This window comes from Streptomyces sp. V4I8 (assembly GCF_041261225.1).
Classification (GTDB): domain Bacteria; phylum Actinomycetota; class Actinomycetes; order Streptomycetales; family Streptomycetaceae; genus Streptomyces.
In genome coordinates, this window is sequence record NZ_JBGCCN010000001.1 from 4,138,282 (window position 1) to 4,152,285 (window position 14,004).

At 70.3% G+C, this 14,004-nt stretch carries 13 protein-coding genes and 1 other RNA gene; 2 read left to right on the forward strand and 12 right to left on the reverse strand.

The window, feature by feature from the left end; translation table 11 throughout:
- Nucleotides 1–305: 305 nt before the first annotated feature.
- A complete protein-coding gene (locus tag ABIE67_RS18830; protein WP_370258918.1) occupies nt 306–701 on the reverse strand; it encodes a winged helix-turn-helix transcriptional regulator in 396 nt (131 codons plus the stop codon).
- 111 nt (nt 702–812) lie between these two features.
- Here ABIE67_RS18830 and ABIE67_RS18835 point away from each other — a divergent pair, with 111 nt between their 5' ends.
- Nucleotides 813–1,658 (forward strand): SDR family oxidoreductase, encoded by an 846-nt coding sequence (locus ABIE67_RS18835; protein ID WP_370258920.1) that lies wholly within the window; start codon nt 813–815, stop codon nt 1,656–1,658.
- A gap of 31 nt (nt 1,659–1,689) precedes the next feature.
- Here ABIE67_RS18835 and dacB read toward each other — a convergent pair whose 3' ends face one another.
- The 8 genes from dacB to ftsE all read right to left on the reverse strand — a co-directional run bounded on the left by dacB (nt 1,690) and on the right by ftsE (nt 9,817).
- On the reverse strand, nt 1,690–3,231 hold the full coding sequence (dacB, locus tag ABIE67_RS18840) for a D-alanyl-D-alanine carboxypeptidase/D-alanyl-D-alanine-endopeptidase (protein ID WP_370258922.1): 1,542 nt from the start codon (nt 3,229–3,231) through the stop codon (nt 1,690–1,692).
- A 113-nt stretch (nt 3,232–3,344) separates the two neighbouring features.
- Nucleotides 3,345–4,328 carry a PHB depolymerase family esterase gene (locus ABIE67_RS18845; protein WP_370258924.1) on the reverse strand — a complete coding sequence of 328 codons (984 nt, stop codon included), beginning with the start codon at nt 4,326–4,328 and terminating at the stop codon, nt 3,345–3,347.
- 135 nt (nt 4,329–4,463) lie between these two features.
- Entirely contained in the window at nt 4,464–5,642 is a 1,179-nt protein-coding gene (locus ABIE67_RS18850; protein WP_370258926.1) for a DUF4232 domain-containing protein, read from the reverse strand.
- 199 nt (nt 5,643–5,841) lie between these two features.
- Nucleotides 5,842–6,210: a transfer-messenger RNA gene (gene ssrA, locus ABIE67_RS18855) on the reverse strand.
- Nucleotides 6,211–6,301: 91 nt separating this feature from the next.
- Entirely contained in the window at nt 6,302–6,847 is a 546-nt protein-coding gene (smpB, locus tag ABIE67_RS18860; protein ID WP_370268719.1) for an SsrA-binding protein SmpB, read from the reverse strand.
- A gap of 90 nt (nt 6,848–6,937) precedes the next feature.
- The gene (locus ABIE67_RS18865) at nt 6,938–8,104 is read right to left on the reverse strand and encodes a S41 family peptidase (RefSeq protein ID WP_370258929.1); all 1,167 of its coding nucleotides are present in this window, start codon (nt 8,102–8,104) and stop codon (nt 6,938–6,940) included.
- 68 nt (nt 8,105–8,172) lie between these two features.
- Nucleotides 8,173–9,090 carry a permease-like cell division protein FtsX gene (gene ftsX, locus ABIE67_RS18870; protein WP_370258934.1) on the reverse strand — a complete coding sequence of 306 codons (918 nt, stop codon included), beginning with the start codon at nt 9,088–9,090 and terminating at the stop codon, nt 8,173–8,175.
- 37 nt (nt 9,091–9,127) lie between these two features.
- The gene (gene ftsE, locus ABIE67_RS18875) at nt 9,128–9,817 is read right to left on the reverse strand and encodes a cell division ATP-binding protein FtsE (protein WP_030051349.1); all 690 of its coding nucleotides are present in this window, start codon (nt 9,815–9,817) and stop codon (nt 9,128–9,130) included.
- Nucleotides 9,818–10,139: 322 nt separating this feature from the next.
- Between ftsE and ABIE67_RS18880 the strand changes: the two genes are divergently transcribed.
- The gene (locus ABIE67_RS18880) at nt 10,140–10,331 is read left to right on the forward strand and encodes a hypothetical protein (protein WP_048586204.1); all 192 of its coding nucleotides are present in this window, start codon (nt 10,140–10,142) and stop codon (nt 10,329–10,331) included.
- A 118-nt stretch (nt 10,332–10,449) separates the two neighbouring features.
- Here ABIE67_RS18880 and ABIE67_RS18885 read toward each other — a convergent pair whose 3' ends face one another.
- The 3 genes from ABIE67_RS18885 to ABIE67_RS18895 form a co-directional block, all read right to left on the reverse strand.
- Complete coding sequence (locus ABIE67_RS18885) at nt 10,450–11,094, reverse strand: LPXTG cell wall anchor domain-containing protein (RefSeq protein WP_370258938.1); 645 nt, start codon at nt 11,092–11,094, stop codon at nt 10,450–10,452.
- A gap of 293 nt (nt 11,095–11,387) precedes the next feature.
- Nucleotides 11,388–12,494, reverse strand: a complete 1,107-nt coding sequence (prfB, locus tag ABIE67_RS18890) for a peptide chain release factor 2 (RefSeq protein ID WP_062721009.1) — start codon at nt 12,492–12,494, stop codon at nt 11,388–11,390.
- A 193-nt stretch (nt 12,495–12,687) separates the two neighbouring features.
- Nucleotides 12,688–13,929, reverse strand: a complete 1,242-nt coding sequence (locus ABIE67_RS18895) for a serine/threonine-protein kinase (protein ID WP_370258940.1) — start codon at nt 13,927–13,929, stop codon at nt 12,688–12,690.
- Between the last annotated feature and the right edge of the window lie 75 nt (nt 13,930–14,004).

Consider the following 14,004-nt stretch of genomic DNA (forward strand, 5'->3'; position numbering starts at 1 on the left):
GGGTGATCGTGGTGCCCGGTGGGGGGTGCTGTGCTGTAGTGGAGCTGTCGCGCCGCCCGTTCCAGCAGGAGCAGGTGGAACCCAGCTCGGAGCGCCAACTCCGAGCAGGGCCCGGCTCATCAGGAGCCTGTCGCATGTCCCCAGGCCGTGTGGGGACATCCGGCTACCTGCTGAGCGCCACCAGAGCAGCCACCTCCTCGCGTGCCGCGCCGCTCGTTCCGGCAACAGCCGGATCAGCCGCATGACAACAGTCGGTTTCTGCTCCTCGTGACCGCCCATGCTGGGGCGTCCCCGACAACGGACAGCTACGAGTGGCCGCCCGCCGCATCGAACTCCCGCCTGGCCTCCTCGACTTTCGGCAGGTTCTCCGTGGACCAGTCGGCGAGGTGGGCGAAGATCGGGGCCAGGCTGCGGCCGAGGGCGCTGATCTCGTACTCGACTCGGGGTGGCACCTCGGGGTGGTACGTGCGTACGACCAGACCGTCGCGCTCCATCTGACGCAGCCGCTGGGTGAGGACCTTAGGCGTGATCGTGCCGATGTTGCGCTGGAGTTCGACGAACCGCTGCCGGCCGAACTCGTTCAGCGTCCACAGGATCGGCGTCGTCCAGCGGCTGAAGACGAGGTCGACGACCGGGGCGACGGGACACGCCTGCTGCGAGTCGACCTGCCCGCCCGTGACGCGGGTGCTACCGCTGCCCATTCGGCTCCTCCCAGGGAAGTCACTTTCCTCTAGGTACCTACTATACGGAGGATGCTAGCGTCACAGACATCGCCCAACTCCACCCTCAATCAATGACTTTGGGAGTTTTCTGTGATCGTTGTGACCGGAGCCTCCGGAAACGTCGGCCGCCCGCTCGTCGAGGCCCTCGCCCTCGCGGGTGAGAAGGTGACGGCCGTGTCCCGCAGCCCCCTCCGCTACGACCTCCCGGAGGGAGCGCGGCATGTGCGCGCCGACCTCGCCGATCCCGCGACGCTGGGCCCCGCCCTGGACGGCGCGGACGCCCTGTTCGTCCTGCCGGCCGGGGAGTTGCTCGGCGGTAGCGCACCCGCCGTCGAAGTGCCGGCGGCCGCCGAGGAGGCCGGCGTGCGGCGGGTCGTGCTGCTCTCCTCGCAGATCAACGGCACCCGCCCGGAAGCCGCCTCACATGTCCGACTGCGGGAGTTCGAGGAGGCCGTACGCTCCTCGGGCCTCGACTGGACGATCCTGCGCCCGGGCGGCTTCGCCTCCAACGCCTATGCCTGGAGCGAGACCGTCCGCACCCGGCGCACCGTGATCGCCCCGTTCGCCGACGTGGCGCTGCCGGTCGTGGACCCGGCGGACATCGCCGAGGTCGCCGCCGTGGCCCTGCGCGGCGAGGGCCACTCGGGACGGACGTACGAGCTGACCGGGCCCGCCGCCGTCACCCCGCGCGAGCAGGCGGCGGCGCTCTCCGAGGCGATCGGCGAGGAGGTGGGCTACGTGGAGCTGACCCGTGAGCAGGCGCGCGAGCACATGGCGCGGTTTATGCCCGAGCCCGTGATCGAGGGCACGCTCGACATCCTCGGCGAGCCGCTCCCCGCCGAGCAGCGGGTCAGCCCCGACGTCGAGAAGGTCCTCGGCCGCCCGGCCGGCACCTTCGCGGGGTGGGCGCGGCGCAACGTCCACGCCTTCAAGTAGCGGCGCCGCACCGCGCCCCCAGCACCACGTCTCAGCACGAAAGCGGCTTGCGCCACGAGCACTCGACGTCGGCGCTCGCGCCGCTCCTGAGGGTGGCGGCGGGCACCGCGGCCTCGGCGGTCGACCTGGCCAGCGTCACCACGATGGCGTCCTCCAGGGCCTTCACGGACGAGGCCAGATAGTTGTTGAGGACGATGCCGTAGACGAGCTCGCGCCCGTCGGCGTCGGTGACGTACCCGGAGAGAGCCGATGCCCCGGTCAACGACCCTGTCTTGGCGCGGGCGTTGAGGGCGGCGGGCGTCCCGCACATCCGCGTGCGCAGGGTGCCGCCGACGAACCGGTCGGGGGCGCAGGCGACGGGCAGTGCGCGGTACCAGTCGGCGTACCAGGGCTCGGCGCGCACGGCCAGGAGCAGGTCGAGGAGCTGCCCGGCGGAGAAGTTGTTCATCCGGGACAGCCCGGAACCGTCGACCTGCCGTGCCTTCCCGGCGTCGACGCCCACGCCCTTGAGGTAGCCGCTGATCGCGGCCAGTCCGGCGTCCCAGCTCCCCTGCCGCGAGACCTCGTACCCCATCGCCTTGGTGAGGATCTCGGCGTGCATGTTGTTGGACAGCTTCATGAACGGGACCAGCAGGTCCCTGAGCGGCATGGACGTGTGGGACGCCAGCCGCACGGCCGTACCGGGTGTCTGCCGCCCGAGCCGCGTGGGGCCGCTCACCCTGATCCCGTGCTGCGCGAGCGCGTCCCGGAAGACGGCGGCGGCGTACCCGGTGGGCTCCCACACGGTGACCCACTCCTTGGCGCCGGCGCCGCCGACGGGGGTCGTGCCGCTGACCACGACGGTGTTGGTGCCGTGCTCCCGCTCGACGGTGAGGTTGTTCGCCCCGCCGGCGGCGACGGTCGTGGCCCGTACGTCGATGTCGACGTAGTCGGTGTCGGGGGTGACGGTGACGACCGGTTCGTCACCGGCCTCCTCCCCCGGCGCGACCATGACGATCACCGTGCCCGTGTCGTAGTCGGTGTCCGGCGCCACGCTCAACGCGCTGATCTGCGCGGAGTAGTAGGAGGACTCGTCGTCGGCGGCCCAGGAACGCCCGAGCCGCACGCTGTCGAACCGGGTGTCGTCGGCGATCAGCCGCCCGTCCACCCGCCGCACGCCCGCCGCCGCGAGGCGGGCGGCCAGGTCGCCGTAGTCGTCGGCGAGCAGGGTCGGGTCCCCGGTGCCGCGCAGATACAGGTCGCCGCGCAGCACGGTGCCGTGCTGTCGCCCGGTGGTCAGCACATCGGTGGTGAACCGGTACTGCGGCCCGAGGATCTCCATGGCCGCCGCCGAGGTGGCGAGCTTGGTGTTGGAGGCGGGCATCAGCCGGGTCGAGGGCAGATGCTGGTAGAGGAGCTCACCGGTGCCGGCGTCCGCGACCACGACGCTCGCCACCCCGCCCTCCATCCGCGCATCGCCCAGGACGGTGTCGATGGCCTCCGGCAGGCCGGTACGGTCGGAGTCCGCACCGGCCTGCGCGCCGGGCCCCAGGACGGCGGCGACGAGCGCCACGGCGACGGGCCAAATCCACATGCGTCTACGGGAGTTGATGCATCTCCCGGAACTTCCCACGGGTCCGCTCATGCTTCAGCAGCATCCCGGACAACCGCCCGCGGCAACAGAGCACCTCCGGTCCCGCGGCCGGCTCAGCCCAGCCCCCAGGCCCGCCCCATCCGGTACGCCGCGCACAGATTCACGTCCAGGACATACGCGCCGGCGCTCCCGCACTGCTCGCTCCCGCTCCCCGGATCGACGGGCTGCCCGTGCCCCATCCCGGTGACGCTGTACGTCTCCACGACCGCACGCCCGCCCGCGTCCCGGAAGACCTGGTGCGGATACCCGGCGACGGAGTCACTCACGTCGGCGACCTGATCGGCCCCGTGCACCTCGGTCCACTGCCTCATCAGGTCGGTCATGTTGACGGGCTGCACGGTGTGGTCGGCCGTGCCCTGGAAGGCGACGAGCATGGGCCAGGGTCCGGCATACCCGGGCCGGGCGGCGCGCACCCGGTCCCCCCACTGCTTCGCCGTCTGCGTCGCCCCGACGTACATGCACACCCACGGCGATCCGGCGGCCTGCGCACACCCGTACGGCAGCCCGGCGACGATCCCGCCCGACGCGAACCTCTCCGGGTACGCCGCCATCATCACGGCGGCCATCCCGCCCCCGGCGGACAGCCCGGTGACATGAACGCGCGACGCGTCCCCGGAGGTGTCGGCGAGCTGCCGGTCGACCATCTGCGCGACGGACGCGGCCTCGCCCTGGCCGCGGGCGAGGTCACCGTTCTGGAACCAGTTGAAGCAGGACGAGGCGCTGTTGGCGGTCTGCTGCTGCGGCAGTACGACGGAGAAACCCCAGCGGTCGGCGAGCTGGAGCCATCCGCTGCCGGTGCCGTATCCGGAGGCGTTCTGTGTGCACCCGTGCAGCGCGACGACCACGGGCCGGCCGGCGGGCAGTCCGTCGGGGACGTACCGGAACATGCGCAGCGCTCCGGGGTTGGAGCCGAACCCGGTCACCTCCTGGAGCGAGGCGGCCGCGGCTCTGCCCGGCGTGAGGAAGGCGGCGATCAAGGCGAGGAGAAGGGTCGCCCCGATGACGATGTGACGGCTTGCGGCTCTGGTCTGTGTCATGCGGAGGGACCGTAGAAGCCTGAACGACCCGTCGATATGGAGCGGGACACCACAACGGGCTTACCCGCCATGGTGGTTCATCCGGTGTCGGCGGCGAACGGGCGACCAGGAAAACCGGTCACCGGGGGCGGCGGCTCACAGAGCGGGCAACGTCGGAGGGACGGTGGACGGGGCCATCGGCCTCCCCGTGGGGGTGTTGTCCGCTCGGAACGTCTCGTCCTTCTTCCACGGCCCGACGCCGAGCTGTCCGGTCGTCCCGAGGTCCAGTTCCGGCTGCACGATCACGGGGTCGGCACCGGGCTTCGCCCGGACGCGGACGTACGGCGCGTTCACCGCATCGCCGAACCCTGTGGTGTTCCGCCAGGCCAGCGTCGACTGAGCGGCCTCACCCGGCCGCAGAGCGAGGGGCTGCGGGCTGCCGCCCCCACCGGCGGCGGGGCTGATCCGGTCGGTCCCCCGGAGGATCCGCACACCGTCCACGGAGTCGTGGTCCGCGTCGAGGAGTTCGAGCTCCGGGTAGCCGTTGAGCTCATAGGTCCTGGTGCCGCAGTTGACGAGGTGAAGGCCGACGACGCGCAGGCCCATGGCCGCGTCCCCCTGGTCCGCGTAGACGTGCACCCCGGACGCGGGGCACTCCCCCGAGGCGGACGACGCCTCGTCGACGGGAACGCTGCGCACCTTGATCACCTCGATGCCCGACACGTCGGGTGCGTGCGCGGCCGCCTCCGTCATGGCGACGGTCCCCTTGACGGTCCGCCCCGGCCCGACGGCCGCGACGGTCTGCTCGACGTTGTCGACCGCGCCGCCGGACGCCGAGAGGAACCCGAAGGTCACCGTGTAAGTGGCCGCCCTCCTACCGCTGTTGGTGATCTCGAACTCGGCGGAGAAGTCGGCCGCGCAGCCGCTCTCCGGCCCCCAGGCATACAGTCCGGTGACCTTCACGCCCTGCTCGCCCGGACCGGCGAGGGAGGGCAGGGGAAGCGGCGTCGGCGTACCGGAAGGGGTCACGGACGGTTCGGCCCCGGCGGTCGGCGGCGGGCTGCCGTACTGCGAGTAGTCCGACGGGCAGAGCGGGGCGGCGCTGACCGGGGCCCCCGCGCCGCGACCCCGCGCCGTGTCCTCGCCCTGCGAGGCGCTCTGGGAACCACACGCGGCCAGCAGCAGAACACCGGCGACGGCGACGGGAACAGTGCGCGAGGCGGTAGGAACGGTGCGCGAGGCGGTAGGAACGGTGCGCGAGGCGGTAGGAACGGTGCGCGAGGCGGTAGGAACGGTGCGCGAGGCGGTAGGAACGGTGCGCGAGGCGGTAGGCATCTGCCCACCTCACCAGGGGGCGCACCCTCAGGCTGTGGCGGAAGCCACAGCTCCGGTCACAGCGGCGTCACAGATCACCAGCCACCGTGGGACGACCCAGCCACCATGGGACGACCGGGGTGCGGCAAGACAAAGGCCCCGCTGCCCGAAGGCGGCGGGGCCTCTGCCCACATGGGTGGGAGGTTCGGAAACCTCCCGATCGTGGAGATGGCGGGAATCGAACCCGCGTCCAACGGTGCAGAATCAGGGCTTCTCCGTGTGCAGTCCGCTGTGATTTTCTCGGCCCCGGCGATCACGCGAACAAGTCGCCGACGGGCCCAGTCACTGTTTGGTTTCCCTCTTCACCCCGTGACCGGGATCAAGGTTTAGTTCCCTAGCTGATGCCAGGATCCGGGTCGGGAACAGCCCCGGGCTGACACTTCGCAAGTCGCTACTTAGGCAGCGAGGGCGAAGGAATCGCGCTTGGTGTTGGCGATTATTTTTTGCGACATATGGTTTACGAGATCATTGCCGCTTCCTCGACACGCTTCCCCTGTTTCAACAGCCGCTGTCGAAACCGATCATCCCCATGTTGATTTTTCAATGCGCCCACCGGCCTGGCCGGTGTTGGTGCCATCGTACGTGACCAACGCACGCCGATGCCACTGTATTCCCGCCCGTCAGACGCCGCGCTGCCGCCGCTTCGCCGCCGCGATCGCCCGGTCGGACTCCCGCCGGTCCTGCTTCTCCCGCAAGGTCTGGCGCTTGTCGTACTCCTTCTTGCCTCGCGCGAGAGCGATCTCGGCCTTCGCGCGGCCGTCCTTGAAGTACAGGGCCAGGGGCACGATCGTGTGACCCGTCTCCTGGGACTTGGCCTCCAGCTTGTCGATCTCCTCGCGGTGCAGGAGGAGCTTGCGCTTGCGGCGCGCGGAGTGGTTGGTCCAGCTGCCCTGGTGATACTCGGGGATGTGGGCGTTGTGCAGCCACGCCTCGCCCCGGTCGATCTGGACGAAGCCGTCGGCCAGTGACGTCCGGCCCTCGCGCAGCGACTTGACCTCGGTGCCCATGAGCACCAGGCCCGCCTCGAACGTGTCGATGATCGCGTAGTCGTGCCGGGCCTTCTTGTTCTGGGCGACGATCTTGCGCTTGCCGCCCTTCTCGCCGTCCCTGGCCTTCGCGGCCGCCGCCCCGCCCTGCTTGGGCTGGGACTCCTTCGGTACGTACATTCCCTTGCTCATAGTGCCGTCCATTTTCGCACTAGGGAGGGGGTGCGGGGAAAGCCGATTTACGCGTCGCCACGAGTCGCTACAAGTCGGCTACGAGTCGCCGAGTCCGCTGAGGACCGTCTCGGCCCGCTCCAGGACGCCCCGGTCGGCCTCCAGGTCGGGCGTGATGCCCGTGCCGTCGACGGTGCGGCCGGAGGGGGTGCGGTAGTGCCCGACGGTCAGCTCGGCGACGGAGCCGTCGGGGAGGCGGCTCGGCATCTGGACCGAGCCCTTGCCGAAGGTGCGGGAGCCCACGACGACCGCGCGGCCGCGGTCCTGCAGGGCACCGGTGAGCAGCTCGGCCGCGCTCATCGTGCCGCCGTCGACGAGGGCGACCAGGGGTCTGCCGGTGTCGCCGCCGGGCTCGGCGTGCAGGGCGCGCTGGTCGCCGTCGACGTCGTAGGTGGCGACGAGGCCGCCGTCGAGGAAGGCGGAGGCCGCGGTGACGGCCTCGATGACCAGGCCGCCGGAGTTGCCCCGCAGATCGAGGACGACCCCGGTGGCGGCCGGGGCCCGCTGTACGGCCTCGCGGACCGCGTCGCCGGAGCCCTTGGTGAAGGAGGCGATCCTGATGACGGTGACACCGCCGGCGAGTTCTCGAACGGTGACCGAGTCGGTGGACAGCCTGGCCCGGCGCAGAGTGAGGTCCCACGCGCGCGTGCCGCGCTCCAGGCCCACCTTCACCGGCGTACCGGCCGGCGCGTCCTTCGCGTCGCCCCGCAGTAAGGAGACGACCTCGGTGACGGGACGCCCGTCGACCTTCTTTCCGTCGACGCTGCGCAGCAGGTCGCCGGCCCGGATCCCGGCGGTGGCCGCGGGCGAGCCGGCCCCCACCTTCGTCACCTCGATACGGCCGTCCCGCTCGCGCCGGGCCCACAGCCCGACGCCGGTGTACTCGCCGTCGAGGGCCTCCTCGAACTCCTCGTACTCGCCCCGGGAGTAGACGGCGCCCCAGCGGTCCCCGCTGCGGCTGACCGCGCGTTCGGCGGCCTCCATGGGGGACTTGCCCGCGGCCATGGCCTCGGCGGCCGCCGCGGCGACGTCCACGTGCCGGCCCGCGGGTGCGGCCGAACCGGCCGCGTCGGCCGGGGATTTCCGGTCGGGGCCGGGCAGGGAACCCGTCGCGGCACCGGCGACGAGCACGCTCGCGAACGCCAATGTCAGGGCGGCCCCGCGGCCGAAGCGGCGGGGCTGACAGAACAGGTCACGACCTGACATGCGGGTGAGTCTAGGACAACGCGAGGGGGCCGTACGGTCCGTTGCCCGTACGGCCCCCTTGGCGTTGGTCACACCTTCAGATACTTGCGCAGCGCGAAGAACGCTGCCAGCGCGGGCATCAGCAGGCTCGTCGCGAGGATGAGCGGGAGCTTGGTCAACACGGCTTCCCAGCCGATGAAGTTGACCAAGGTCAGCTGGTCGGCCAGGGCAAGGCCGTGATCGATGAGGAAGTACCGCGCGATCACCAGGAACGCACAGGCCACCGTCCCGCCGATGAGCCCGGCGACCGCGGCCTCCATGATGAACGGCGCCTGGATGTAGAAGCCCGAGGCACCGACCAGGCGCATGATCCCGGTCTCCCGCCGACGGCTGAACGCCGAGACGCGCACCGTGTTGACGATCAGCATCAGCGCGACGACGAGCATCAGCGCCATCACCGCGCGTGCCGCCCAGTTCATGCCGTTGAGCAGCTTGAAGAGGTTGTCCAGGATGCCCTTCTGGTCCTGCACGGACTGCACGCCGTCCCGCCCGTTGAAGGCGGTCGCGACGACCTGGTACTTCTCGGGATCCTTCAGCTTGATCCGGTACGACTCCTGCATCTGGTCCGGCGTGAGCGAGGCGGCCAGCGGGGAGTCGCCGAACTGCTCCTTGTAGTGCTTGTACGCCTGGTCCTGCGACTCGTACGTCACCTTGTCGACGACCGTCATCTTGCCCAGGTCGGCGAGGATCTGCTTCTTCTGGTCCTCGGTGACCGCGCCCTTGGCGCAGTTGGGGTCGGACTCGGCGTCGGCCTTGTTGCAGAGGAAGACCGAGACGTTGACCTTGTCGTACCAGTAACCCTTCATGGTGCTGACCTGGTCGCTCATCAGGAGCGACCCGCCGAACAGGGCGAGCGACAGGGCGACGGAGACGACGACGGCGAAGGTCATCGTCAGATTGCGGCGGAGACCGACACCGATCTCGGAGAGTACGAACTGGGCGCGCATGGCGGCTTCTTCAGGCCTTTCCGAACTTCTACGGGGGTCAGTGCTGGTAGCCGTAGACGCCGCGCGCCTGGTCGCGGACGAGGCGGCCCTTCTCCAGCTCGATGACGCGCTTGCGCATCTGGTCCACGATGTTCTGATCGTGTGTGGCCATCACGACCGTCGTACCGGTCCGGTTGATCCGGTCGAGCAGCTTCATGATGCCGACGGAGGTCTGCGGGTCGAGGTTGCCCGTGGGCTCGTCCGCGATCAGCAGCTTGGGCCGGTTGACGAACGCGCGCGCGATCGCCACCCGCTGCTGCTCACCACCGGACAGCTCACCGGGCATCCGGTCCTCCTTCCCGCCCAGCCCGACGAGGTCGAGCACCTGCGGGACGGACTTGCGGATCTCGCCGCGGGACTTGCCGATGACCTCCTGCGCGAAGGCCACGTTCTCCGCGACCGTCTTGTTCGGCAGCAGCCGGAAGTCCTGGAACACCGTCCCCAGCTGGCGGCGCATCTGCGGCACCTTCCAGTTGGAGAGGCGCGCGAGGTCCTTGCCCAGAACGTGCACCTGCCCGTGACTGCACCGCTCCTCGCGGAGGATCAGCCGCAGGAAGGTGGACTTTCCGGAGCCCGAGGACCCCACGAGGAACACGAACTCGCCCTTCTCCACTTCCAGGGACACATCCCTGAGTGCGGGGCGGTTCTGCTTGGGGTAGACCTTGGAGACGTTGTCGAATCGGATCACGGATGCACCACGGGTCGCCGGGGGTAGATGAGGGGGACCATACGCGAACCGGGGGTGGGGGCGCAGTCACCAGGAGGGTTGCGCGCCCCTTGTGTACTTTTGTACGGGGTTCGCTGCTTGACGGGCGGTGGGGCAGGCGCCCCTGAGGGGCGCGGGGAACTGCGCGACCAGCCACACACGACCCGCAGCCGCGAGACAATGGCAACCACCCCTCCGAAAGCGCCCGAGCCCTTTCCGAAGGAAGCTGGCACAGTGGAGGGGGGAACATTAGCGGGGCCCAACCCGTTGAACCCCCGGAGGGAACACGCTAGGAGGGTGGCGCATGACGTACGACCGGCTGGTGTGCGCGAACTGTGCCGCGCCCGTGAGTGAGGGCCGCTGCCCCGTGTGCCGGGCGAACCGAGAGCGGCTGCAGCAGGAGAACCCGTTCGCGGGTCTGAACCCGATGACGCTGATCGCCCTGCTGGCGGTGCTGATCGCGGCGGTGGCACTGCTGGCGCACCAGACCGCATAGGTCGGACGCCCGCACCCGTACGCGGATCCGCGGACACGACGAGGGGCCCGGAGCAGAACGCGCTCCGGGCCCCTCGGCCGTATGGCGTGAATCACACAGCGTAAACGACCGGCTACCGTCAGGCAGCCGCACCGCCACGGCCGCTCACGAGGCGCGGCAGGATGCGGAAGCCGATGCCGCCGGCGATCATCGTGGCGGCGCCGACCAGCAGGAACGTGGTCTGAGCGGCACCGGTCTCGGCGAGCTCGTCACCGCCGCCCTGGGCAGACGTGCTGGTACCCGTGCCGGTACCGGTCGTCTCGGTGCCGGTGTCCGTCAGGGAGGAGGAGCCCTCCTCCTGCGGGGACGTGCCACCGTCGGGGTCGGTGTTGTCGTTACCGCCGCCGTTGTTGCCGTTCCCGTTCCCGTTGCCGTTTCCGTTCCCGTTGCCGTTCCCGTCGTCACCCGGGTCGGTCGGGTCGGTGGTCGGGTCGGTGGGGTCCTGCGGCTCGGTCGGCTCCACGGTCGGGTCCGTCGGAACCGTGGGGTCCTCGGTCGGGGTACCCGGGTCGGTCGGGATGTCCGTGGGGATGTCGGTCGGCGGGTCGGTGGGAACCGGCGGGTCGGTCGGGTTCTCGCCCAGGCAGAGGATGCCGATGATGCAGTCCTCGCCCGGCTCCGCCTCGGCAGCAGATGCGGCACCCGCAGCGGTCAGCGAGGCACCGGCCGCGATCACGGCGCCGGCCGCGAGGCGCGCGATACGGATCCGCGTCTTCTTCGTCATGTGGTTGCTACCCCCAGTAGCTGAATCGTCAGTGAGGCGGCGCTCGGGGGCCGTGATCGACGGGGGTAGTACTGAACTCAAGCCCCCCGGTTCACATGCGCCCCAGAGATACGCATGCCACGCTTTACCCTTCCCATTTTTCAAAGACACGTCAAGGCCGTTTACATGCGCCATGTCCAAATACGGGGGCTATGCCAGGGGTTGGAGCCTGTGAGTGTGATGTAAAACCCAGACATGCAGGCACAGAAAAGGCAACTGCCGCCGGGAGGGCGGCAGTTGCCTTGTCGACAAAATTACTTCTCTTGCTGCTTGCGCCAGCGAATACCGGCCTCGAGGAAACCGTCGATCTCACCGTTGAACACGGCCTCGGGGTTGCCGACTTCGAACTCGGTGCGCAGGTCCTTGACCATCTGGTACGGGTGCACCACGTACGACCGCATCTGGTTGCCCCAGGAGTTGCCGCCGTCGCCCTTGAGGGCGTTCATCTTCTCCTGCTCCTCCTGGCGGCGCCGCTCGAGCAGCTTGGCCTGGAGGACGTTCATCGCGGTCGCCTTGTTCTGGATCTGCGACCGCTCGTTCTGGCAGGAGACGACGATGCCGGTGGGGAGGTGGGTGAGTCGCACCGCGGAGTCGGTGGTGTTCACGCCCTGACCGCCGGGGCCGGACGACCGGTACACGTCCACCCGCAGCTCGGACTCGTCGATCTCGATGTGGTCGGTCTGCTCGACCACGGGGAGGATCTCGACGCCCGCGAAGGAGGTCTGCCGCCTGCCCTGGTTGTCGAAGGGCGAGATACGCACGAGCCGGTGCGTGCCCTGCTCGACGGAGAGGGTCCCGTAGGCGTACGGCGCCTGCACGGCGAACGTGGTCGACTTGATGCCGGCCTCTTCGGCGTACGACGTCTCGTAGATCTCGGTCTTGTAGCCCTTCTGCTCCGCCCAGCGCAGGTACATCCGCTGCAGCTTCTCGGCGAAGTCGGCCGCGTCGACGCCGCCGGCCTCGGCACGGATGTTGACGAGCGCCTCACGGGCGTCGTACTCACCGCTGAGAAGCGTCCGCACCTCCATCTCGTCCAGCGCCTTGCGGACGGCGGCGAGCTCGGACTCGGCCTCGGCACGGGTGTCCGGGTCGTCCTCCTCCTCTGCCATCTCGAAGAGAACGCCGAGGTCGTCGATACGACCGCGGAGGGCCTCGGCCTTCCTCACCTCCGCCTGGAGATGGGACAGCTTGCTGGTGATCTTCTGCGCCTCGTCCGGGTTGTCCCACAGGGACGGCGCGGCCGCCTGCTCCTCGAGCACGGCGATGTCTGCCCTCAGCTTGTCGAGGTCCAGAACGGCCTCGATCGACTCCATGGTCGAGGAGAGGGACTTGAGCTCTTCGGATACATCGACGACTGCCACGCCTCCAGCGTAACGGCTCCGCCAAGCGGCGATGCCCGGGCGTCCTGGGCCGGCTACTCAGCCCGTCCGGCGTTCGAGGACGAGGCCGAAGGCCGACAGCGGGGGTCCAGGGGGCGGCAGCCCCCTGGCGGGGTCGAAGGGGCAGCGCCCCTTCAAGGGATGGGACGGATAGGGGCGGCGGGGGCGAGGGAGGTCAGGGCACTGCCGGTGCCGAGTTGTTCGTGTCCTGCGGGGTCGCGTCCGCGTCGTCCCCCGAGGTCGCCAGCCACGTCCCCACACCCGCCGCCGCGACCAGCGCCACCGCGGCCGCCCCGAGCACCACCCGCCGACGCCGGGCCACCGCCCGATGCCGCGCCGACCCCGGCCGCGGCGCCCCGGCCGCCCGCGGCACCCGAGCCGTACCCCGCGCACCCCCGGCCAGCTCGTCGGGCCCCGGCACCCTCATCGACGTATGCGTGTCCCGGTTGGAGTCGGCCGGCTTCGCCCCCGGCACCAACGGCACCGCACCCCGGCGGCGCACCCGCTCCCCGGCCGGCTTCGCTTCCTCCGCGGCCGGAGCCTCGTCCTCCGCGGACTCCGCATCCGGCTCGTCCACGTCCAGCGGCGGCATCCCGGCCACCAGCGGCAGCAGCTCCCGCAGCCGCACCCCCAGCTCCGACGCCCGCAGCCGCGAGGCCGGCGCCTTCGCGAGGCACTGGATGATCAGCTGCCACAGCTCGTCGGGGATGCCGGGCAGCGGCGCCACCGTCTCCGTGACATGGCGGCGCAGGACCGCTCCGGGGTGGCCGCCGCCGAACGGCGTGAAGCCCGCCAGCAGCTCGTACAGGACCGTGGCGAGGGCGTAGATGTCGACCGCCGCCCGAGGGGGCAGGCCCTCCACGATCTCCGGCGCCAGATAGTCGGGCGTGCCGATGATCTTCGTCGCGCGGGTACGGCGCGGTGAGTCGATGAGTTTGGCCACACCGAAGTCCGTCAGCAAGGCCGGGTGGGAGCCGCCCGGCCCCAGCGGGCCCTGCATGTCCAGCAGCACGTTCTCCGGCTTCACGTCCCGGTGCACGACCCCGGCGGCGTGCGCGGCCGCCAGCCCGTCGGCGATGTCCGCCACGATCGCCACCGCCGCCTCGGGCGAGAGCCGCCGGTCACGGTCGAGCCGGGTGCGCAGGTCGGTGCCCCGGACGAGGTCCATCACCAGCGCGAGGTCGTTGCCGTCGACCACCAGGTCGCGTACGGAGACGACGTTCGGGTGCTCCAGGCCGAGCAGCGCCGTGCGCTCCTGCACGAAGCGTCCGACGAGTTCCTGGTCGGACGCGAGATCCTCGCGCAGCAGCTTGATGGCGACGGGCCCCTCGGGCCCCTCGCCCAGCCACACCGTGCCGGCGCTGCCCCGCCCCAGGATCTGGTTGGCGGTGTACCGGCTGCCGATCTTCCGTGCCAAGACTGCTCCTACCGACGCGTGTGTCGCGACCCCCGGTCGACAAAACTACGCGCCCGGCAACCCAACCTTCACCAG